14 protein-coding genes are annotated in these 22,195 nt (G+C 72.2%); 10 read left to right on the top strand and 4 right to left on the bottom strand.

The window, feature by feature from the left end; genetic code table 11:
• Positions 1-32 precede the first annotated feature (32 nt).
• Positions 33-821 carry a helix-turn-helix domain-containing protein gene (locus ACSRUE_RS14380; RefSeq protein ID WP_437764722.1) on the bottom strand — a complete coding sequence of 263 codons (789 nt, stop codon included), beginning with the start codon at positions 819-821 and terminating at the stop codon, positions 33-35.
• 104 nt (positions 822-925) lie between these two features.
• Between ACSRUE_RS14380 and ACSRUE_RS14375 the strand changes: the two genes are divergently transcribed.
• The 9 genes from ACSRUE_RS14375 to ACSRUE_RS14335 all read left to right on the top strand — a co-directional run bounded on the left by ACSRUE_RS14375 (position 926) and on the right by ACSRUE_RS14335 (position 13,511).
• Entirely contained in the window at positions 926-2,008 is a 1,083-nt protein-coding gene (locus ACSRUE_RS14375) for a glycoside hydrolase family 16 protein (RefSeq protein WP_441291482.1), read from the top strand.
• 227 nt (positions 2,009-2,235) lie between these two features.
• Positions 2,236-4,620: an alpha-amylase family glycosyl hydrolase gene (locus tag ACSRUE_RS14370; RefSeq protein ID WP_441291481.1), complete on the top strand. Its 2,385-nt coding sequence runs from the start codon at positions 2,236-2,238 to the stop codon at positions 4,618-4,620.
• 151 nt (positions 4,621-4,771) lie between these two features.
• Positions 4,772-5,257 carry a hypothetical protein gene (locus tag ACSRUE_RS14365; RefSeq protein WP_441291480.1) on the top strand — a complete coding sequence of 162 codons (486 nt, stop codon included), beginning with the start codon at positions 4,772-4,774 and terminating at the stop codon, positions 5,255-5,257.
• A 54-nt stretch (positions 5,258-5,311) separates the two neighbouring features.
• Positions 5,312-9,409, top strand: a complete 4,098-nt coding sequence (locus ACSRUE_RS14360) for a kelch repeat-containing protein (RefSeq protein ID WP_441291479.1) — start codon at positions 5,312-5,314, stop codon at positions 9,407-9,409.
• 176 nt (positions 9,410-9,585) lie between these two features.
• Positions 9,586-9,750, top strand: coding sequence for a hypothetical protein (locus ACSRUE_RS14355; RefSeq protein ID WP_441291478.1), 165 nt, complete (start codon positions 9,586-9,588; stop codon positions 9,748-9,750).
• Positions 9,747-10,271, top strand: coding sequence for a DUF1016 N-terminal domain-containing protein (locus ACSRUE_RS14350; protein WP_441291477.1), 525 nt, complete (start codon positions 9,747-9,749; stop codon positions 10,269-10,271). Before ACSRUE_RS14355 ends, ACSRUE_RS14350 begins: the two co-directional genes overlap by 4 nt.
• Positions 10,272-10,514: 243 nt before the next feature.
• A complete protein-coding gene (locus ACSRUE_RS14345; RefSeq protein ID WP_441291476.1) occupies positions 10,515-11,165 on the top strand; it encodes a hypothetical protein in 651 nt (216 codons plus the stop codon).
• A 310-nt stretch (positions 11,166-11,475) separates the two neighbouring features.
• A complete protein-coding gene (gene tssC / locus ACSRUE_RS14340) occupies positions 11,476-12,786 on the top strand; it encodes a type VI secretion system contractile sheath large subunit (protein ID WP_441291475.1) in 1,311 nt (436 codons plus the stop codon).
• On the top strand, positions 12,783-13,511 hold the full coding sequence (locus tag ACSRUE_RS14335; protein ID WP_441291474.1) for a ferritin-like domain-containing protein: 729 nt from the start codon (positions 12,783-12,785) through the stop codon (positions 13,509-13,511). Before tssC ends, ACSRUE_RS14335 begins: the two co-directional genes overlap by 4 nt.
• Positions 13,512-13,607: 96 nt before the next feature.
• On the opposite strand, the gene ACSRUE_RS14330 is transcribed toward ACSRUE_RS14335, so the two are convergent.
• From ACSRUE_RS14330 to ACSRUE_RS14320, 3 genes are all read right to left on the bottom strand, one after another.
• Complete coding sequence (locus ACSRUE_RS14330; protein ID WP_441291473.1) at positions 13,608-15,770, bottom strand: hypothetical protein; 2,163 nt, start codon at positions 15,768-15,770, stop codon at positions 13,608-13,610.
• A 21-nt stretch (positions 15,771-15,791) separates the two neighbouring features.
• The gene (locus ACSRUE_RS14325) at positions 15,792-18,503 is read right to left on the bottom strand and encodes a M23 family metallopeptidase (RefSeq protein WP_441291472.1); all 2,712 of its coding nucleotides are present in this window, start codon (positions 18,501-18,503) and stop codon (positions 15,792-15,794) included.
• Positions 18,504-18,789: 286 nt separating this feature from the next.
• Positions 18,790-19,827, bottom strand: a complete 1,038-nt coding sequence (locus ACSRUE_RS14320) for a D-alanine--D-alanine ligase (RefSeq protein WP_437764716.1) — start codon at positions 19,825-19,827, stop codon at positions 18,790-18,792.
• Positions 19,828-20,601: 774 nt separating this feature from the next.
• On the opposite strand from ACSRUE_RS14320, the gene ACSRUE_RS14315 reads away from it, so the two are divergent.
• Positions 20,602-22,182 (top strand): ATP-dependent DNA ligase, encoded by a 1,581-nt coding sequence (locus tag ACSRUE_RS14315; RefSeq protein ID WP_441291471.1) that lies wholly within the window; start codon positions 20,602-20,604, stop codon positions 22,180-22,182.
• The last annotated feature ends 13 nt before the right edge of the window (positions 22,183-22,195 follow it).

The following is a 22,195-nucleotide window of genomic DNA, read 5'->3' as shown; positions in this document are numbered from 1 at the left end:
CGGCGGGCTCGGCCGCGCGCGGGATATCACGGTTACCCTCCGTGCATCGGCACGGTCATTTCGGTCAGCGCCGTCCGCTGGCCGCCGAAATAGCCCTGGGGCGCGCAGCCGAGGGCGCGCGTGAAGACGCGGTGGCATTGCGCATAACTCCCGAAACCGACGGCGTACGCCGCGCGCGCGAAGCTCGCGCCGCGATCCACCTCGGCGACGAACTGCATCAGCTTGAGCCGCGCACGGTACTCGACGACGTTCACGCCCACGTCCTTGCGAAAGCGCCGGCTGATCCCGCTCTCGCCCGTGTGCAGGCGCGCCGCGAGGGCCGCCCCGGGGAGGTTCGGATCGAGCCGCAAGAGCTCGAAGATGCGGCGGCTTACCACGTGGGGGAGCGGCACGTTCGACAGCGACCGCTCGAAGAGCTCCGCGAGGCGATGCTCCACGACCGAGGTGTCGCGCGCTCGGTCGAGCGCGCCGAGGAGCGCGAGCTCCTCGGCGAGCACCGCCGGCGTGAGCTGCACGGCGTCGAGCGCGACCTTCGACGCGGCCCCCGCGACGCGAGCCGCCAGCCCGGGGCGGAGCGCCGCGACGTACAGAATGAAATCACGGCTCTCCTCGAGGAGCGCGTGATCTTGCCCCGGCGCGAAATAGAGCAACGTGCCCGCCACGAGCGGCACCACGCGCTCCCCCACGCCCATCATGCCCGTGCCGCGAGCGACGAGGTTGATCTCCGGCTCCTCGTGGAAGTGCCGGGGCCGACGGTACTGCGGCTGGTGACGGAAGACCTGGGCGCGCCGGCCGGCGAGCATCGGAAAGGGCTGGAACAACGCGGGCCGAGCGCTCAAGGCCAGGTCACTGTGCGGCAGCGGGGACGCGGACCGGAAGCAAAAAATGCGAAGCGCTCTCGCGCCCGGCGCTCCAAGTGGAGCCCATGATGTCTTCGACGCGCTTCACGGTCGCTTCGCTTCTGTTCTCCGCATTCACCGCGCTGGCCTGTGACGACTCCAGCCAGCGCCCGGGCTCGGCGACCGGAACTGGCGGGGACGGCACCGGCGCGGGTGCAGGTGGTGGTTCCAGCGCCGAGACGGGCAGCTCCATGGCGGGGACTGGGGCTGCGGGTGGCGCCTCCAGCGCCGGAGCCGGCGCGGGCGGCGCCGGCGGCGCTGGCGGCGCTGGCGGCGCTGGCGGCGCGGGCGGCGCTGGCGGCGCGGGCGGCGCCGGCGGAACGGCGGGTGGCACAGCAGCGGCAGGCGCCACGGGGAACGGCGGGTCAGCGGGCGGCCCTCCCCTGCCCGAAGAGGCCTTCACCCTGCTCTTCCGCGACGATTTCGATCGGCTGGACGCAGCTCGCTGGCAGCTGATGACACATTCCTGGACCGGGAATCTGGCGCTGTTCTCGCAATCCGCCGCCACCATCGAACGTGGCCAGCTGGTGATTCGGCTCACGCCGGCCCCCCAGGGCACCGCCGACAGCTCCGGAGCCGCCAAGACCTTCCTGGGCGCCGAGGTTCGCTCCGTGGACGCGCTCACCTACGGGCGCGTGCGCGCTCGCGTCAAGCTGGCCCGTGGCTCGGCGGTCATCTCGTCCCTGGTCACGATCTACACCCCCTGGCCGGCGGACAACTGGAACGAGCTCGACATCGAGTGCCTGGGGGCCGAGCCGAGTGACGTGCAGTTCAATGCCATGGTGTACACGGGCGCTCCGGTACAGCCCCCGGTGACGCAATCCGTCAGTCCGACGCAGCATCCGCAGAAGGTGGACCTCGGCTTCGACCCGAGCGAGGACTTTCACACGTACCAGATCGAATGGACACCGTCCGGCGCCCGCTTTTCCGTCGATGACGTGCTCCGACACGAGTGGAAGGAGCGCATCGACCTCATGGTGCTGCCGCAGAACGTGCTCATGACGATCTGGGCGTCGTCGAGCGCGGCCTGGGCCGGGGCCGTGACGGCCGAGACGGGCACGGCGAGCGCGACCTACGATTGGATCGAGCTCTATCGGTACACGCCTTGATCGGGTCGCGAGACCAGGCCGCTCCGAGCGCGTGAGCTCACGCGGTTCGGCCCGACAAAGCGCGAAGCGAACGCCTGGGCGCGGGGCGGAGCCCCGACGGAACCTGCGCGCGCCTGTTGGCGACGCGACAGGATGGGCGGAGCATCGCTGTTCTCCGCGGCGGCTGAGGTGGTTCAGGGCGACGCGCGCGCTGACATGCCTCCCGCGATCGGATACTGCTCGAGCCCATGTCGCGCCGCCGTTCTGCCGTCATTATCGCCGCTCTCTCCGCCGTCACGCTCCCTGCCGTCCCGCTCGCGTGTGGGGGAGATCGCGCGCTCGACGCGGGCCAGGGGAAGGGCACGAGCGGCGCCGGGACGGCGGGCGCCGGCGCTGCTGGCGGCGAGGCGGCTGGCGCGGGCGGCGAGGCCGCAGGCGCCGGCGGGGCGGGCGCCGGCGGGGCGGGCGGAGGCGCGCAGTACGGGAACGTGCTCTGTCCGACCTCGTTCACGTTCAACGCGCCTCCCGGGGCCACGGATGTCCGCGTCGCTGGCGAGTGGAACGGCTTCGATCTCGGCGCTGCCCCGCAGCTGCAGGGCGGTACGCAGGGCCGGCTCACGGCCACCGTCGATCTGCCGCCGGGGCTCCACGGCTACAAGATCGTCTATCGGTCCGGCGGCGAGGTCTCGTGGGTGCTCGACCCGGCGGAGGGGCGCCGCAAGTACGTCGACGGGGTCGAGAACTCCGCCGTCAAGGTCCCTGACTGCCGCCTCCCGTCGTTCTCGGTCGCGTCCAGCCAGGCGACGCGGCCTGCCGCCGGACAGGGCGCCTTCGAGGCCCGGCTCGTCTACCGGGACGGCATCGAGGGCGCGGGCCCCGAGGCGGCCGCGTTCGAGGCGGTCCTGCAGGACCAGGACGGCGAGGCGCGCCCGCTCACGGATCAGGAGCTCTCGGTCGACGCGCGCGGCGACGTGCGGATCCAGCTGGGAGGCCTCGGCGACGGCAAATACCGCGTCACCCTCCGCGGGGCGACCCGGAGCGGGCGCGCCGGTGAGCCGCTCCGGCTGGTGTTCTGGGTCGAGGCCGAGCCGTTCTCCTGGGAGGACGCGCTCATCTACATGGTCGTCACCGATCGTTACCGCGACGGCGATCCCGCCTTGAACCCGCCCGCCACGCCGGGCGCCGATCCGCGGGGCGACTGGGCCGGCGGGGATCTCGAGGGGCTGCGGCAGGCGATCGAGGACGGCACGCTCGACGCGCTGGGCGTGCGGGCCATCTGGCTCACGCCGTTCCAGGAGAACCCCGCCGGTGCCTACCCGGCGAGCGATGGAGTCCACCAGGTCACCGGATATCACGGTTACTGGCCCATCAAGGCGCGCGAGGTGGATCCGCGGCTCGGCGGCGCCGGGGCGCTCCGCGCGGTGGTGGCCGAGGCGCACCGCCACGGGATCCGCGTCCTCCAGGACTTCGTGGTGAACCACGTCCACGAAGATCACGAGTACGTCTCGTCTCACCCGGAGTGGTTCAGGACGGGGTGCGTCTGCGGGACGGACGGGTGCGACTGGACGTCGCACGCGCTCGATTGCATGTTCGCGAGCTACCTCCCCGACGTGGACCACACGGTGCCCGGGGCCAACGCCGCGTTCGTGGCGGACGCGATCCACTGGCTCGACGCGTTCGATCTCGACGGGCTCCGCGTGGACGCCGTGAAGCACGTGGAGGAGATCGCGACGCGCAACCTCGCCGCGGAGGTCCGCGAGGCGTTCGAGCCGGCCGGCACACGTTATTTCCTGATGGGCGAGACGGCGATGGGCTGGAGCGACTGCGCCGACCCGTGCAACGACGAGAATTACGAGACGATCGCGAGGTACATCGGCCCTCAGGGGCTCGACGGCCAGCTCGATTTCGTCCTCTATCACGGGGTCTCGTACCAGACGTTCGGCTGGGGCGAGGAGGGCATGCTGCACGCCGCGTACTGGGTCGAGCACGGGCAGCGGCGGTGGCCGGAGGGCGCGATCATGACGCCGTACATCGGCAGCCACGACACGGCCCGGTTCGCGACGCTCGCCGACTACCGCGACGAGGCGGGGCCCCGCGGCCGGGAGGTCCCGGGCCGCCAGTGGTCGGACACCGCAGGAGCGCCCGAGTCGCCCGAGGTGTACGCGCGGGCGCGCCTCGCGATGGCGTGGCTCCTGGGCCTCCCGGGCGCGCCGCTGCTCTATTACGGCGACGAGTACGGCGCGTGGGGCGGCGCGGACCCGAACAACCGCAGCCTGTGGCGTCCGGAGGAGGATCTCACGGCGGACGAGCTGGAGACGCTCGATTTCGTGCGCGCGCTCGGGACCGCGCGCAGGGACATCCCCGCGCTCCGCCGCGGCGCCTACGTGAACCTCACCGCCACGGAGGACACGCTGGTCTTCGGCCGCCGGCACGGCCGGGGGGAGTCCGCCGTGGTGGCGCTGACGCGCGCGGGGACAGCGCAGCACATCTCGGTCGAGGTCGCCCAGGCGCTCGGCCTCCCGCCCGGCACCGAGCTCAGGGACGCGCTCGGCGGCGCGAGCGAGGTCGTCTCCGCGGCCGGCGTGCTCTCGATGAGCGTCCCGCCGGGCGGGGCGGTGATCTTCGCGCCGTGATCGCTGGCAGGACGGCGGGAGCGGGCTGCGGCGGCGAGCGCAGGCGCAGCGGGAGCGGCCAGGCGCCTGGACGAGCGCGGGAGGACGCGGCGACGCGCGCGCTGTCCGATTGAGCTCCGCGGCCGCCCCGGGTATGTCGGAGCGGTACGACATGCAGCCACCCAACGCGAGCCAGTTGCCCGAGGAGCTCCGCGCGCCGCCCCCGCGCCCCTGGGCGGCCTTGCGGCACGTCCGGCACCAGCTGGCTGGCGTCGGGTACTCGCTGCTCTTCTGGGCGGGGTTTGTCGGGGTCGGCTCGTTCTTCCGGCACATCGATCTCGTCGCGATGCTCCTCGCCTTCTCGTTCGCCGTCATGCCGGTCGTGCTCCTGTATCAGGCGCTGGGCAGCTACGCCGCGTGCCGCCTGGCGCTCCGCGGCGCGCCGTCGGCGGCGCACATCTACGAGGGAGCTGTCGTGACGAGGTACGGGACGGTGAACATCTGGCACGTCGTCGTCGCCGGCCAGCACGTGCGGATTCGCGCGAACGCGCCGCTCGACAGGAGCGTGGTGGTCCTCGTGACGCCCGAGACGCGGAGCGGCAAGCGCCGAATCGGGGTCTATCATCCCCGGTTCGGGATCTGCACATCGCTCGTGTGAGCCGCGCTCGCGGCGCTGTTGTTACGGGCGTGACCGCGTGAGACATTCACCAGCATGCGAGCTGGGTCGGGTCTTCGCGTGCTGGCCATGGCGGTCCTGGTGCTGGCCGTGGTGGGGTGGATGGGCGCGATCGGGTGCGCGGCGGGGCACGACGGCGCGGCGGCGGCGGCGCTCGTGCAGCGCCGGTTCCCGGCGCAGGCCGCCGAGGTGCTGGGCAGCGGCGCTCCCGGCGCGCTGTCGGCGACCGGCGCGACCGGCGGCGGCTTCGCGCTGGCCGCGCCTGGCCTGGCAGGGCGCGGGCCGCGGCTCCAGGCCGAGCTGCCGCGCGACGGCGGCGGCTGGATGCGGCTCTCGGGCGCGGGCGGCTTCGCGGTGCGGGTGCGGGAGGCCGGCGCGTCCGGCCCGGGGGCGGTGGTCGACGGCGCGGTGATCTACGGCCGCGCGGGCGGCGCGTCGTTCTGGCGGGCGGTCGCCGGGGGGATCGAGGAATGGCTCACCGTGGCGCCGGGCGCCGTGCCGGCGGGTGAGCCCGCGGCCGTCTGGGAGGTCGACGGCGCGGCGCTGCGGCAGCGCGGCGAGGCCGTCGAGGTGGTGGACGCCGCGGGGACGCCGCGGCTGCGCGTCACCGCGCCGCGCGCGTTCGCGGAAGGCGGGCGGCCGATCGCGGCGCGCCTCGAGGCGCGCGGGGCGGAGATCGCGCTGCTTGTCGAGGCAGAGGCGTCGGATGAGCTCCTGCTCGTGGATCCGCTGTGGCGCCCCATCGGGGCGATGGGCGAGCAACGGGACGAGGGGCATACGGCCACGCGGCTCGGCGGCGACGACGGGCGGGTCCTGGTCGTGGGCGGCTCCCGCAGCGAGCGCACGCTGGCGAGCGCGGAGATCTACGACCCGGCGGACGACAGCTGGGCGCCGGCGACGCCGATGAGCCAGGATCGCCGCGAGCACGCCGCCGTGCTGCTGGCCAGCGGGCAGGTCCTTGTCGTCGGCGGCGCCAACTCCGAGTTCGCGCTGACGAGCGCGGAGATCTACGACCCGGCGGAGGACCGCTGGGCGCCGGCGCGGCCGATGAGCGACGCGCGCGAAGGGCACACGGCGACGCTGCTGAACGACGGGCGCGTCCTCGTCGCCGGCGGCTATGGCACCTCGGGCGTGCTGGCGAGCGCCGAGATCTACGACCCGCTGGAGGGCACCTGGACCGCTGGGGCGCCGATGAGCGCTGGGCGCCATGAGCACACGGCGACGCTGCTGGGCGACGGGCGCGTCCTTGTCACGGGCGGCGTCGATGGCGAGAGCGCGCTGGGCAGCGCGGAGATCTACGACCCGGTCGAGAACATCTGGACCGCCGCGGCGCCGATGCGCGTCGCGCGCCAGGAGCACGCGGCGACGCGTCTGAACGACGGACGCGTCCTCGTCACGGGCCTCTCGACGAACTACCGGAACGACGAGGGCGAGGAGGAAGAGGAAGAGGGAGAGCTCGCGAGCGCGGAGATCTACGACCCGGCGAGCGACAGCTGGGCGCTCACGGCGCCGATGAGCGCCGGGCGCACTCGCCACGCGGCGACGCTGCTGGACGGCGGATCGGTCCTCGTCACGGGCGGGTCCGCGTCGTCCGAGTCCGGGCCCCTGGCGAGCGCGGAGATCTACGACCCGGCGGCCGGCTCGTGGTCGAACGTGCCGGCGATGGTCGCGGGCCGCAGCGCTCACACTGCGACGCTGCTCCCGGGCGGCGATGTGCTCGTGACGGGCGGCAACCAGGACTTCGAGGCGAGCGCAGAGATCTACGACCTGGCGGGCGCGAGCCCGTGGTCGGAAGCAGCACCGATGCTCGACGCGCGCTACGACCACACGGCGACGTTGCTGAGCGACGGGCGGGTCCTCGTCGCGGGCGGCCAAGGGATCGACCATGTCAGCCTCTCGGGCGCGGAGATCTTCGACCCGGCGCGGGGAGCTTGGACCGCGGCGGAGGCGATGAGCGACCCGCGCAGCGCGCACACGGCGACGCGGCTGAACGATGGGCGGGTCCTCGTCGCGGGTGGCCAAGGGATCGAGTATATCAGCCTCTCGAGCGCGGAGATCTTCGACCCCGACACGCGCGGCTGGAAAGGGGTAAAGCCGATGATCACGGCGCGCCAGCTCCACACGGCGACGTCGCTGAGGGACGGGCGGGTCCTCGTCGCGGGCGGTTATGGTGCCGACTATACCAACCTCTCGGGCGCGGAGATCTTCGACCCCGAGACGGACACCTGGTCGGCGACAGAGCCAATGCGCACCGCGCGCCAGGGTCACACGGCGACGTCGCTGAGGGACGGGCGGGTCCTCGTCGCGGGCGGTTATGGGGCCGACTATACCAACCTCTCGAGCGCGGAGATCTTCGACCCCGACACGGGCACCTGGTCGGCGACAGCGCCGATGAGCGCCGCGCGCCAGAACCACACGGCCACGCTGCTCGATGACGGCCAGGTCCTCGTCGCAGGCGGTTATGGGGCCGACTACACCAATCTCGCGGCCGCGGAGGCGTATGATCCGGCGACCGATCGCTGGACGGCACGGGCTCCCATGAGCGCTGCGCGCCAGAACCACACAGCCACGTCGCTCCTGGACGGGCGGGTTCTCATCGTGGCGGGCATTGCCGGCGCTTACGGCTATGAGGGGAGCGCGACCGCGGAGGTGTACGACCAGGCCGCCGACAGCTGGTCTCCGGCAGAGACGATGTACTTCCAGCGAGCCCACCATGCGGCGACGCTGCTGAGCGATGGCAAGGTCCTGGTCACTGGCGGCAACGGGCCCGGCGGCATCCTCGCCGGCGGCGAGCTCTTCATCCCTGCCCTCCCCGGCGATCCGTGCGACGCCGACGCGGACTGCGCCGGCGCGTCCTGCGTCGACGGCGTCTGCTGCGACGTCCCTTGCGCGGGCGCGTGCATGGCGTGCTCCGCCGCGAAGAAGGGCGCCGGCCCCGACGGCGCGTGCGGGCCCATCCAGGCCGGCGCCGATCCGGACGACGACTGCCCCGCGGAGCCTGCCTCCTCCTGCGGCACCACCGGCGTCTGCGACGGCCGCGGCGGCTGTCAGCTGCAGGCGCAGGGCACTCCCTGCGGCGCGGCCTCGTGCAAGGACGCCTCCGAGCTCGTCGAGGGCCCCCTCTGCGACGGGCGCGGGGTCTGCGCCGAGGGTGACACGCGATCTTGCGCCGAGTACCGCTGCGTCGCGGGCGCCTGCCTCACGGGCTGCACCTTTGACACCCAGTGCGCCGATGCGGCCTACTGCGCGGCGACCGGCGGCGACTGCCTGCCGAAGAAGCCCGTCGGCGCCGCGTGCTCGCTCCCGAAGGAGTGCCTCAGCGGGCAGTGCAGGGCCGGCGCCTGCGAGCTCGACACCGACGAGGACGGCATCACCGACAGCGAGGACAACTGCCCTGCGGTCCCGAACACGCTCCAGGCCAACACCGATGCTGGCCTGCCGGCGGGCGATCTCCTCGGCGATGCGTGCGACGAGGATGACGACGCCGACGGCGTCGCCGATACGGTGGACAACTGCCCGCTGATCGCGAACCCCGACCAGGCCGACGTCAACGGCGATGGGGTCGGCGACGCCTGCGATTGCGACAACCCGCGCAAGCCCGACGGCAGCCCCTGCGACGACGGCAACGCCTGCACGCAGACCGACACCTGCCAGAACGGCGCCTGCGTCGGCGGCGACCCCTTCGTGTGCCCGCAGCCCGACACCTCCACCTGCAGGCGCGCCGTCTGCGCGCCGGCCACCGGCGCCTGCGAGAGGCGCTACAAGCTCGACGGGGCGCCCTGTCCAGGCGGCGAGTGCATCGCCGGGGGCTGCTTGCTCGCGGAGGCGGCCAGCGGCTCTGGAGGCGGCGCGGGGGGCGAGGGCCAGGGCGGCGATGCGCAGGGCGGTGGCGGCCAGGGCGGCGAGGGTCACGGCGGCGACGCCGCCGCGAATGGCTCCGGCGGCTCCGGCGGCAACGCCGGAGGCGCGCCTCCGGCGCCTGCACCGGAAGGGAGCGCCCCGCCGCGCGCGCACGGCAACGGCTGCGCCGTGGCGCGTGGCGCTGGCCCTGACGCGGGCGGCTCGTCCATGCCCTGGCTCCTCCTCGCCGCGCTGCTCGCCGCGCGGTCCAGGGGTTTCCGCAATGCAGCCTGATTCACGACCAGGCAGACTGGTTCACCGCCGCTCGCCGGGTTCTCCCTGGTTGTGCGCCTCCGGTAGGCCGCCCACTCCTCGCCCGGGCCCGTCGATGCGCACGATATGGTGAGAGACCAGCCGCGATCTTTCCGTTGCGATCCCTCGCCGCCCCGACCTACCGTCTTGCTCCGCGCATGCCGACGCCGCGCCAAGTCCTCGACCACCTCTCCCGCAATGAGCTGCTCGCCCTCGCCGACCCGCACCGCCTGATCATCGGCGACCGGCGGGCGAAGACGCACATCGCCGACCGGATCGAGATGACCGGGCCCCACGACCTCGACGAGGGCGAGCCCGAATGACCGCCTCGCTCGCCCCCATGCCTGCCGCCCTCGTCGACGAGCTGCGCCGCCTCATCGACCAGAGCCGCGCCGCCGCCGCCCGATCCATCAACAGCGAGCTCGTCTGGCTGTACTGGCAGGTGGGCCGCCGCCTTCGCGAGCATGTTGTCGGCGAGGGCCGGGCGGCGTACGGCGAGCAGGTCGTCGCCGACGTGGCCGCCGCCCTCTCGGCCGAGTACGGCCGCGGCTTCGGCAAGCGCAACCTCCACCACATGCTGCGCTTCGCCGAGGTTTTCCCCGACCCGGAGATTGTGCACGCGCTGCGTGCACAGTTGAGCTGGACCCATCTCCGGGAGATCATCGCCCTCGACGACCCCCTCCGGCGCCGCTTCTACGTCGAGCTCTGCCGCCTCGAAGGCTGGAGCACCCGGACCCTCCAGGAGAAGATCGCCGGCATGCTCTTCGAGCGCACAGCCATCGCGAAGCGCCCGGAGGCTGTCGTTCAAGAAGCCCTGTCCGCGCTCGGCGAGGGCGGCGGCTAGCTGCTCGGCGATCCGAAGCACTACGACCGCGGTGCCTGCGATGCGGAGCTGCCGCTGGTGCAGACCGCGCCCAGCGAGGGGCACGCAATTAAAGGAGCGTTCGTTACGGTCCACACCCACAAGAGCGAGAGGAGAGTGGAGCTCCTGCACCTGCGGTGCTCGGTGCCAAAACCGTGATGAGCGCATCGTAGCTTCCGCGCCTTGATGCGTGCAACTGCGCGCCTGGACGCGTACTCTCGCTGCATGGCACGTCCTCACCTGCTCCCCTTCACCGTGGTGTCGATTGCTGCGCTCGCAGCCTGTGACCGATCCGAATCCGCGAGCGCGCCTGCGTCCGCGGGCGCGACCGCCGCGACCGCGCCGGCTGCGCCTGCCCCGAGCGGCGCGTCCGCCGTTGCGCCGGCGGCGAGCTGCCCGGCGGGCAAGTGGGAATACGACTATGCCGATATGTTCCTCGAGACGCTGGCGCGCAGCTCGTCGGGCGCGCGCGTCGTCAGCGAGCGCGGGAAGTACGTCTGTACGTTCAACGGCAACGAGCGTGGCAGCTACGTCTGCGAGACGAGCGAGGGCGGCGTCGAGAACGTGTTCGAGGCGCCCACGGCCGGGATGGCCCTGAAGATCACGGTCAAGATGAACGGCCGCTCCAGCGCTGAATACGAGCCCGCGGGCCCTGGCCGCTGGAAGACGACGCGCGCCGACATGAGCGGGTTGCGCGTCGAGACCAAGGCCACGCTCGGCGGCCGCGACATGCCCGTGCCCGCGACCAGCGCCTTTTCCGGCATGGACCGCCCAGGGACCGTCTTCGAGTACCGCTGTGAAGGCGACGTGTTCAAGCTCAAGCCCATCGTCGAGGGCATGGCGACCGACTTCATCACGATGAAGCGCGTGCCTTAGCTCGGGTTTCGCGCTTCCCAGGGTGAGCGGCGCCCGCCCTCGGCTCAGATCGCCCACTTCACGAGGCGCGACCGCTCCTCGGCCTGTCCCCGCTCGCTGAGCCGGAGCTCCGAGGCGGCGGGCGCGCGGCGCCGCATCCGCCGAACTTGGGCCTTGTCCAGGACACAAAGAGCGAGCGATAGGCGCGCAGCGCGCTGCCCTCGGGAACCTTCCGGGCCGCGCGCCCGTGCGCTCCAACACCGGCGTCAGCGCGCCCCGGGCACCGAGACGCTCTTGCGGCTCGCGACGGCTGCGCCTCTACTCGTTCACCATGACCACGACACTTCGCCTACCGGTCGACGACGAGCGGCTCGTCCAGCTGATCCCAGCGCGGCTCGACGACCTGATCGCGGGCATCGATCGACGCATCGGCGCGCAGGTGGACGAGATCCTCCACCACCCGCTCTTTCAGCGTCTCGAGCGGGCCTGGCGTGGGCTCTGGTTCGTTGTCGAGAGGACGAGCTTCGACGAGAACATCCGGCTCGATCTGCTCGATTGCTCGAAGGACGACCTGCGGGACGACTTCGCATCCGCAAGTGCGACCGACAAGAGCGGGCTTCACGCCATCGTCTATGCGCGCGCTATCGGGCGCGGGCACGAGCCGTACGGCGCCATCCTCGCGAACCTCGAGTTCGGCCCGGAGCCGGAGGACGTCGCCCTGCTCCAGCGATGCGCGGCGGTGGCGCTCCTGGCCCAGGCGCCCTTCGTGGCGGGCGCCTCGCCGCGCCTCCTCGGGGTGGAGAGCTACCACGCGCTCGGGGGTGCGGACCGGGCCCAGGGCTCCGAGGCGCTGCAGCAGCTGCGCGCGGAGGAGTGCTCACGCGCGCTCGGGCTGGCGCTGCCGCGTTTTCTTCTGCGCGCGCCGTTCGGTCGCGGCGAGCGCGCCGAGGCGAGCTTCGCCTACGAGGAGAGCACCGAAGACCACGAGAGCTACTGCTGGGGCAACGCGAGCTTCGCCTTCGCGACCCGGCTCACCGACAGCTTCGCGCGATACCGGTGGTGTCCCAACATCATCCGTCCCGGCGGCGGCGGGCTGATCGAGGGGCTACCGAGACCCGAGGGACATGGCACGATCGAGACACCCACCGAGGTGGCGCTGTCCTTTCCCCAGGAAGCCGAGATCGCGGAGCGCGGATTGATCCCGCTCCTCGCGGTCGCTCCCGGGCAGGCATGCTTTTTCTCGGCGAACTCCCTGCAAGCGCCGCGGTCCTTCGGCGACACGGACGAGGGCAGGGCCGCCGAGATGAATTACAGGCTTGGGACCCAGCTTCCCTGGCTCTTCGTCCTCGCCCGCATCGTTCATTATCTCAAGGTCATCTACCGCTCTTACCAGCACGCCTTCGAGACGCCGCAAGAAGCCGAGAAAGAGCTGAACGACTGGGTGTCTCAGTACGTCGCGGACCGAGAGGTGGTGACCGCGGCGTCGCGCGCCCGGAGACCGCTGCGCAAGGTGAAGGTGCTCGTCCTGGACACCGAGCACGAGGGCGATTGGTACAGGCTCGGGGTGCAGCTCAGGCCTCACTTCAAGTACATGGGCGCGTTCTTCACGCTGAGCGTGTCCAGCCGGATCGAGAAGAGATGATCGAGCTCGCCACGGACGATCCGATCCTCGCCCGCTTCGCTCGCGATCTCGACGCACAAACATCGATCGGCGTCGACGACGGGCTTGGCGTGAGGCTTGAACTCGAGCGCTTCTCCGCGGAGGACATCGAGCACGCCCAGCTCGCCTGGAGCCACCGTGTCCTGGGCGAGTACCGCGGGGTGGTGATCTACACCGAGCTGCTCGCCGCCCTCGTCGAGGCCGAGGCGCCGTACCCGGCGCTCGCCGCCGTCCACCGGATCATCGGGGACGAGCTCCGCCACAGTCGACTGTGCGCGGAGGTCGTCGGATGGCTCGGAGGATGGGAGTCGCTCCACCTCGACCTCGGGGGGCAGCGCATGCCCCGCACCGACGATCCTCCGGCGGCCAGGGCGCTCGAGATCGCCGCCCGCGAGCTCGTGCTCGTCGAGGAGGAGTCGGTGAGGACGCTCCGCGCCCACGTTCGCGCGGCCGAGGAGCCGTCGATCCGACGGGTCTTCGAGTCGTTGCTGCGCGACGAGGTGCGCCACGCCGCCGCCGGGCGCTCCCTCGTCGCGCTGCTTGAGCGCTCGTACCCGGAGAGCGAGCTCGCAGGCGTGCAGGCGCGCCTGCACGCCCGCCTGCCCGAGGAGCGACGGCACCTGCGCGAGCAGGCGCTCGCGCGGGCCGTGGGCGGCCCGGGGCGACAGCTCGGAGCGAGGCTCGCACCGGGCGATCTCGAGGCGTGAGCTCTTCCCTGACGCTCGGTCCACGAAGGATGATGTCCGCTTGCCGAGGCCCCCCTCTGCGACTGATCCACCACCGCTCGCCCCCCGTCGGAAGGGTCACTTCGCCGTCCTCCGCACCGCCCCGTCCTGCGCCGCCCAGTAGACGTACGCCTCATCCAGCGCGATCGCGATCGGCTGCGCCTGCCCGGCGGCGAGCGTCGCCAGGCCGGAGCCGTCCTTGTTCACCCGCCGCACCACGCCGCTGCCGCGGTTGACCCAGTACACGGCGCCGTCGGGCGCCGGATCCACGGCGATCCCGGCCGGAGCGGGCTGCTCGTCGGCGAGCACGACGAGGTTCGCGCCGTCCTTGCCGAGCCGCATCAAGCGGCCGCTCTCCGTGCTCCAGAAGAGGTGCTCCGCGTCGATGCCGAGGAACTGCGGGGTGAGCGCGTCATCGAACGACTGGCCGGACGCGATCTGCTGCTGCTCCGCGCCGTCCTTCCGCATCTTCACCACGACCCCGCCGCCCTGGGCCCAGTAAAGGTGCGTGTCGTCGGCGACGAGCGCTCCGCCTGCCCTCCCGACGGTCCCCGTGATCTCGACGGCGTCCTCGGCGCTGCTCGCCGTGTCCACCCGGAAGACGCCGCTCTCTGCGCGCGAGGTGAACCACACCGCGGTCGCGTCGGCCACGACGGCCCACGGCTCGGCGACGTTCGCGCTGAGGAGCAGGAGGCCGTCGCTCGCCGTGTGCTTGAGCACGCCCTCCGCGCTCGTCACGAAGACGTCGAGCCCGGCGACGGCGACGCCCTCGAAGACGCCGAAGCCACACGTCCCGTCCTGCGGAGGCGCGAGCGTGGCGAGGCACGCGACCTCGTCCAGCCCGTACTTCAGGACGCGGACCGCGACCCCGCCCTGCGGCCGCGCCCCGGCCAGGTAAAGGTGGTCGCCGAGCACGGCGAGCGCCGAGGGCACGGCGAGCCCCGAGGCGATCGTCGTCGCCTCGGGGCCGCAGACGCCGTCCTCGCAGACGCCGCCCAGGCAGTCGTTGCCGCAGCCGCCGCAATGGAAGGGGTTGCTCCTCACGTTCGCCTCGCAGCCGGTGAGGGGATCCTCGTCGCAGTCGCGGAACCCCTCCACGCACGAGAGCGCGCAGCGGCCGGCGATGCACGACGCCGTGCCGTGCTTCTCGACGCAGGCGTTGCCGCAGCCGCCGCAGTGGTCGGCATCCTGGGCGAGATCCGCCTCGCAGCCGTTCGACGCGTCGCCGTCGCAGTCGCCGAAGCCGATGGCGCACGCGAGCGAGCAGGCGCCCGCGGCGCAGGAGGGCGTCGCGTTCTGGGTGCCGCAGACGTTGCCGCAGGCGCCGCAGTTCTCGACGTCGGCGTCCGTATCGCCGCATCCTGCGCCAGCGCCCCCCTCGCCTCCGCCGCCGCAGAGCCCCGTGCCCGCGAGGCCGCTCAGGAACGCGTCGCACAGCGCGCCGCTGCCGGTCAGCGCCGTGAAGTCGCACCGGTGGGCGAGCAGCCCGTCGAGGCTCGAGCAACAGCTCGCGAGGAGCTCGTCGCACGCGGCGGACGTGAGCGGCTCCCTGTCGCCCACGGTGGGGCACCGGTTGGCGTCCCCGACCTGACCGAGGTAGCCGAGGCATTCCTCGGCGTTGCCGGCCCCGGCGACGCTCGCGCAGCGCGCGGCCGGGCCCTCGGGCAGCGAGGGGCAGCAGCTCGCGCCGAGGTAGCCGCAGCTCTCGCCGGCGAGGCTCACGTCCTCGCAGCGCCCCGACGCCTTGGCGTCCTGCTCCAGGAACCGCTCGCAGCGCCGCTCGTTGCCGGAGAACGCGATCGCGTGGCACGCCTCCCGCAGCGCCTCGGGCAGCGCTGCGCAGCACCCGTTCAGGAGGCCGGCGCAGTTGGGTCCGTACTGCGGCGCGGCGGGGCCGCCCACGCACAGGTCGACGTCGCCCGCGGCGCGGAGGACCTCGTCGCAGGCCTCGTCGTCGCCCTCCGCGGCCGCGGCCTCGCAGCCGGGGCGAAGCTCGGCCGGCAGGCTCGGGCAGCAGGCCTCGCCGAGGTGCGCGCAGCCCGCGCCGGCGGGAGGAGGCGGGGAGGGCAGCGCGCCGCACGCGCCGTACGCGCTCCCGTCGCTCGCGCATTGCTGCGCGCCGAGCGTGCCGTCCGGCAGGAAGCACGCGGCGAGCGAGCCGGGCGGGCAGATGCGCGGGTCGTCAACGCCGCACGTGAGCGTCGTGATGGAGAGAAAGAGGATCGTGCCAGTGCGGCGCATGGGATCACCTCCGGCCAAGCGTTATTCGCAGTCCGCCCTGGCGGCGCACACCTTCCGCCCCTGGGTCTCGTTCATGTAGTGCAGCGGGGAGATGAAGCCGCCGGCGTGCATCCAGTTCTCGCACCTGTCGTTCACGGCCGTGAACGTCGCCGGCTCCTCGTCGGGATCCGTCCTGCTGGCGTCGTACACCGAGTCCTTGCATTTCTGCTCGTCGAACGAGCTCAGGGACTTGTCGTACCCGCACGGCGCGCCGCGCGAGGTGCCGAACGTGCTGCAGAGCGCGTCGGAGAGGAGCACGTAGTGGAGATGCGTGTTCTCCTCCCCGCCCGTGAGGCCCAGATCCGGGTGAGCTTGCTTGATGGACTCCCACGACGCGACGGATCCGATCCGCTGCCCCATGGAGACCATCTCGCCCTCCTTGATGAGGCCATCGCGGCTGAGGTGCCCGTAAAAGGAGCAGACCCGCCGCGCCGGGCCGCCGCTCGGGTCCTCGACGAAGTGCTCGATGCGGACGGTGGCGTGGTAGCTCGAGTCGTTGTGGCCGGCGAAGAGGACGCGTCCTGTCGCCATCGCCTTCACCTCCGCGCCGACGGTCCGACCGCCGTTCACGACGACGTCCTGGCCGAGGTGGTGTCCGCCCCAGCAGGGGTCCTCGTAGCCGAGGATCTTCAGCAGGCGCGGGTTGTCGATGGGATCCGTGAAGCCCAGGCCAGGTGGGAGGTAGCACCGGTCGCTCGGGGCGCTCGACGGCGTGATCACGCAGCCGAACTGGCAGTATTCCGAGCGGACGAACTCGTACGTCCTCCCGGCCGTCTCGCCATCGGCGCACGGCGCGGACGTGGTCCCCCGGGGGCACATCGCCCGGCAGTGGTAGAGCATCCTCGGGTCCCCGTTCGCGCCGAGCGGGCCGCTGTTGCTCCCGCAGTAGGCAGGGTCCAGCGTGCCCGCGCTGTCGTTGCACTCGATCTCCGACGGATCGGACGTCGCGCTGTCGCAGCCGAGCCACTTCAGCCCGCGGTTGAAGGTGCCGGGGATCTCCCTGCAATACGGGGGCGTCCTGCCGTACGGATCGGGTCCGCACTCGCCGCAATCGGTCCCGCAGGAGATCGGCTTGACCTCCCAGCCGCTCGGGCGCCCGAGCGTCCGGTCCGAGCACTCGTAGATCTGCTTGCCTGGACCGCACACCCGCAGGCCGCGGCGTGTATCGCGCTGCGGCACGAGCGTGCCCTGGTAGTCGTGGAGGCTGTCGCAGCCGATCACGGCGGAGCCCGGCGGAGGATCGGGCGGCGTGCCGACCGGCTTGGCGTCGCTGGCGCCGCACCGGTCGTAGTTCGCCATCGGGTCCTCCATCGCGTCGCATTCGCTGTTCGCGCACGCCTCTGCCGGCAGGAGCTCACCCATCTCGACCTCGCCGGCGAGCGCGGCGTCGTAGTCTTCGCCGCTGATCCTGCAGTAGTAGAGCGTGCCGAAGCGCCCTGTATTGCCGTGCTGGCCGCAGACGCGGTACCACCATTCATGGGGGCGCTCCTCGCTCCGGTATTTGTATTTCGCCTCGGAGGGGCGCGGGCACCGCTCGTCGCAGCGGTCCCACTGCGGGATCTGCGGGGCGCCCTCGGTCGCCTGGCCCCAGATGTCCCCTTCGTGCCAGGGAGCGAGCTCCGTCATGCGCTTGCACGTCCCGTCGCCTCCCGCGTCTGCGCACGCGGTGGACAGGACGGGCTCTCCGCCGGGTGTGGGGCACGCGTAGAGCGTGGCGGGATCGCCCTTGATCTCGCCGGTGGGCAGGCCATGGCGGTCGTAGAACTTCTGCCCGCCACAGAAGGTCTGCCCTGGCTCGATCGGCCGGGGGAAGGGCTGTCCCGAGCCGTATCGCGTCGTGGACGCGAGGGGGCACCTCCCGAGATCCTCTGCTGCCGGGCCGAGCCGCTCGTCGGGATCGCAGGGCTGTCCGGCGTTGATCCATCCCTCTTTGCCGCAGACCCAGCGGCTCTCATTGCCGATGCCTAGCCCGCAGATCTCGTCCCCGCAGACGCTCGTGATGGCTTCCTCGCCGTGGCTGTCCTGGATTCCACGACAGGCGGTGCAGCTCGCCGGGCCTGCGCCCGAGCAGGAGACGCCGAGGTCATGCCAGCCGTCGCTGGCGCACACGTACTTCGTCCTCTCGTTGCCGGCGCCGGAGGGGAGGCAGACGCGCGCCCCGCACTCGGCCTGGCCTCGCGGGAGAGGGCAGTCGCACGCCTCGCGCGGAGGCCTGCATTCGGCGCCTCGGGGGCTCGTGGCCGCGCAGCTGCCGTCACACACGCGCCACCACCGCGGGATCTGACCGCCGCCGAAGCAATGGTAGAGGCCAGCGGGGTGGCCGTTGAGCACGCGCGCTCCGCAGAAGGTGAGCCCCTCCGGATCGTCGGAGGCGGGGTAATCGAGGTGGTCGGGGCAGGCGCGGTCGCCGCATCGGTCCTGCGGCTGGCTCTTCCACCCGGTCTTTGTACAGGTATAGGAGATGAAGTCTCTCCCACAGACCTGCATGTCGCAGAAGGTGTCGTCCGGATCGATGAGCTCGCCGGTCGAGTAGGCTCCGTCCGGGCACCGGCAGCTGCGGTCCACGTCCTGCGGCGCGCGGGGCAGGGACGAGGGGACGAGCGGCGCTGCCTCCTCCCTGCAACCGGCTGCGAGGACGGTCGCCGTGGAGGCCATGAAGAACGATGCGCCAAGGAGTTGGCGGAACCTGGCCATGAGCGGCTCCCTTGCGGCGAGGAGGGGTGAGACCAGGCGAGGCTGGTTTGGAGGGGCGTGAGACGCCGAGGCTCTCACGGGCGGAGATTGCCGTCCAGGGGGGACGAGGCTCCTCCGCGGATCGTCGAGATGCCGGGGCGGCCCTTCCCTTGTCCGCTTCTTCATGGCGGCCTTGGCGCCATGGCGGCTCTTCTGTTGATGCTGATCCGGGGCGACTTCTCGCAGCAACGCGATGGCAGCGCGCCCCGGCTCCGGCAGGGGCCCCGGAGCCGCGCTCGCCTTCGCTTCAGATCGCCGACTTCACGAGGCGCAGCCGCTTCTCGGCCTGTCCCCTCTCGCCGAGCCGCAGCTCCGAGGCGGCGGGCGCGCGGCGCCGCACCGGCTGGTGCAGCCTGGCGCTCGCCAGGATGGCCTCGCACAGGTCGCCGAACTCGTAGCCTGCGGCCTCCGCGATCTTCGGCAGGAGGCTTGTCTGGGTCATGCCCGGCAGGGTGTTCACCTCGAGCACGTACTCGTTCTCTCCGCCGGTCACGAGCAGATCCACCCGCACCGCGCCCGTGCACCCGAGCGCCTGGGCCGCCCGCTCCGCCAGGTTCAGGACGCCGCGGTAGCGGGTCGGCGGGAGGCGCGCCGGCATGTGGTACTCGGTCATGCCCGGCGTGTACTTGGCCTCGTAGTCATAGAGCCCCTTCTTCGGGACGATCTCGATCGCGCCAAGGACCTTCCCGTCCAGGATCCCCACGTTGACCTCGGTCCCCGCCACGAACCGCTCCACGATGGCGGCGTCGTCGAACTCGAACGCCAGCGCGAGCGCCGACTTCAGCTCCTCGAGCGACCCGACCTTGGTCACGCCGAGGCTCGACCCCTCGCCGCGCGGCTTGACGATGACGGGGAACCCGAACGAGCCATGGACGGCATCGAGCTCCTCGAGGTCCTGATTCGCACCCACAGTGTAGTAGGGAGGCGTCGGCACGTTGTGCAGCCGGAACATCTCCTTGGCCTTCAGCTTGTCCATCGCGAGGGCGCTCGCGAGCACGCTCGACCCCGTGTACGGAACCTGGGCGAGCTCCAGGACGCCTTGCACGCACCCGTCCTCACCGAGACGTCCGTGCAGTGCCAGGAACGCCGCGTCGAGCCGCGCGCGCTGCAGCGTCGCGCAGAGCTCCGCGCCGAACCTGTCCCCGAGCGTGATCCGCACGACATCGTACCCGCGGGCCTCGAGCACCTCGGCGACGGCCGCGCCCGAGCGCAGGGACACGTCGCGCTCACCCGACGAGCCGCCCATCACGACGCCCACCCGCTTCCGGACTTGCCGCTCCACCATCGAAGAACCTCCGTCGCCTTCCCGTGCGGACACCAACACCACGTCAGCTCCTTCCAGTACAGTCCAGCTGCCGGAGAGGTGCTGCGCAAAAACCAAGCCAGCTGCTCCCAAGGCCAAAATCCGCGGCCTTGTCAGCGGAGGGCGCTATTCCTGAGCTGTGGTTGAGGAAAACTGCGCCCGCCCGCCGTGTTCACCTGCCCACGGCGCGCCGACCGCCAACCCGGTATCAAGGCCCGCGGCGGAGGTCAACTAAACGGAGCGATCTCGCGGTCGAGGGAGACGGGCGCAGCTGGGGCCATCTCGCGGCGTACTCGGGAGTCTGCGGCCACGGCGGGGCAGCGCCGCGCGCCCTCCCCCCCGTGCGGCGGCGCAGGCGCGTCGGGCGCTTCGCACCTGGCGAATCGATGGCGCGCAGCACCCGAGATCCGGCCCACGAGATCCTCTGAAAGGCGATCGCGCTCTCGCCTGCTCGCGGCGCCGGCGGCGACCGAGCGAGGCACTCACCTGCAGATGACATGATAATTCTTCGCCCCTCCCCGCAAGTGGTTGCAAGCGGGAGTGACCGTCATTCCGGCGCGGGAGAGCGCTTTTCTGCTCCGCCGCGTTACACCCTTTGGTAGGCTCTCTCTGCCCACGCGGAGACCACTTGGCGCCCATGGGCCAGGTTCGATCCTGCGGAGTTCCCCGGCTCGGTTGCGGAGGACACCCTGCAGCGGCCTCGTCAAAAGACCTGTCGAGCGTGAGCTCTCGAGGTGCCAAGGTAGGGTTGCCCGCGTGCTCGTTTCCGACCTTGTCGCCACCTCCGAGCGTGTCGCCGCGCTCTCTCGCCGTGTCGAGAAGATCGGCGCGCTCGCCGCGCTCCTGCGCCGCCTCTCGCCCGCGGAGGTGCAGATCGGCGTCGACTGGCTCACCGGTCGGCTGCGCCAGGGGCGGCTCGGCCTCGGGCCTTCGGTGTTCGCCGAGGCCCGCCGGGCCTCTCCTCCCGTCGCCCAGCCTGCGCTCACCCTGGGGGACGCCGACGCGGTCGTCACGGAGATCGCGCGCGCCTCGGGGGCGGGGGCCGGGGGGGAGCGCCGCGCGGCGCTGGCGGGGCTGTTCGCGCGCGCGACCGATCTCGAGCGGGACTTCTTCGCGCGGCTCCTCGCCGGCGAGCTCCGCCAGGAGCGGCTCGAGCCGGTCATGGTCGACGCGGTGGCGCGCGCGGCGCGGGTGCCGCCGGCCTCGCTGCGGCGCGCGGTGATGCTCGCCGGCGACGCGGTGGAGGTGGCCAAGGCCGCGCTCCTCGAGGGGGCGCCCGGCCTCCAGCGCTTCTCGCTGCAGCTGCTCCGCCCCGTGCAGCCGATGCTGGCGCAGTCGGCCGACGACGTGGCGGCGGCGCTGAGCGAGCTCCGCGCGATGGCGCTGGAGTGGAAGCTCGACGGCGTGCGCGTGCAGGCGCACAAGGCCGGCGACGAGGTGCGCGTCTTCAGCCGCGGCCTCGGCCCGGTCACGAAGGCGGTCCCCGAGATTGTCGAGATCGTCCGGGCGCTCCCGGTCCGCTCGGTCGTGCTCGACGGCGAGGCGCTCGCGTTTCGCGCGGACGGCGCGCCGCGCCCGTTCCAGGTGACGATGCGCCGCTTCGGTCGCGCGCACGACGCGGCCGCGCTGCGCGCCGAGCTGCCGCTGCGCGCCCTGTTCTTCGACGTGCTGCACCTCGACGGCGAGGATCTGCTCGACCGGCCCGGCAGCGAGCGGACGGCCGCGCTCCGGCAGGTGCTCGACCGGTCGCTGCGCGTCCCGCGCATCGAGCTGCCGACGGCGGCCGAGGCCGAGGCGTTCTTCGCCGACGCGATCGCCCGCGGCCATGAGGGCGTGATCGCCAAGTCGCTCGCCGCGCCCTACGAGGCGGGGCGGCGCCGCGGCTCGTGGCTCAAGGTGAAGCGGGCGCGCACCCTCGACCTGGTGGTGCTCGCGGCCGAGTGGGGGACCGGCCGGCGCCGGGGGCTGCTCAGCAACCTGCACCTCGGGGCGCGCGATCCCGCGGCCGGGGGCTTCGTCCTGCTCGGCAAGACGTTCAAGGGCATGACGGACGAGGTGCTCGCGTGGCAGACGCAGCGGCTGCTGGAGCTCGAGATCGGCCGCGACGCAGACACGGTGTACGTGCGGCCGGAGATCGTCGTCGAGGTCGCCTTCGACGGCGTGCAGGCGAGTCCGCGGTACCCCGGGGGGGTCGTGCTGCGGTCTACGCGGGTGAGGAGATACCGGCCTGACAAGCCTGCAGAGGAGATCAGCACGATTGACGAGGTGCGGGCGATCCAGGCGGGCGCGCTCGCAGGCGATGCGGCCGAGAAGGGGCAGGCGGAGGAAGGAGGATAAGAGTTGGGGGACG

The organism is Sorangium sp. KYC3313 (assembly GCF_052075895.1).
Lineage (GTDB): Bacteria > Myxococcota_A > Polyangia > Polyangiales > Polyangiaceae > Sorangium > Sorangium cellulosum_B.
This window is presented reverse-complemented; position numbering and strand designations above follow the sequence as displayed.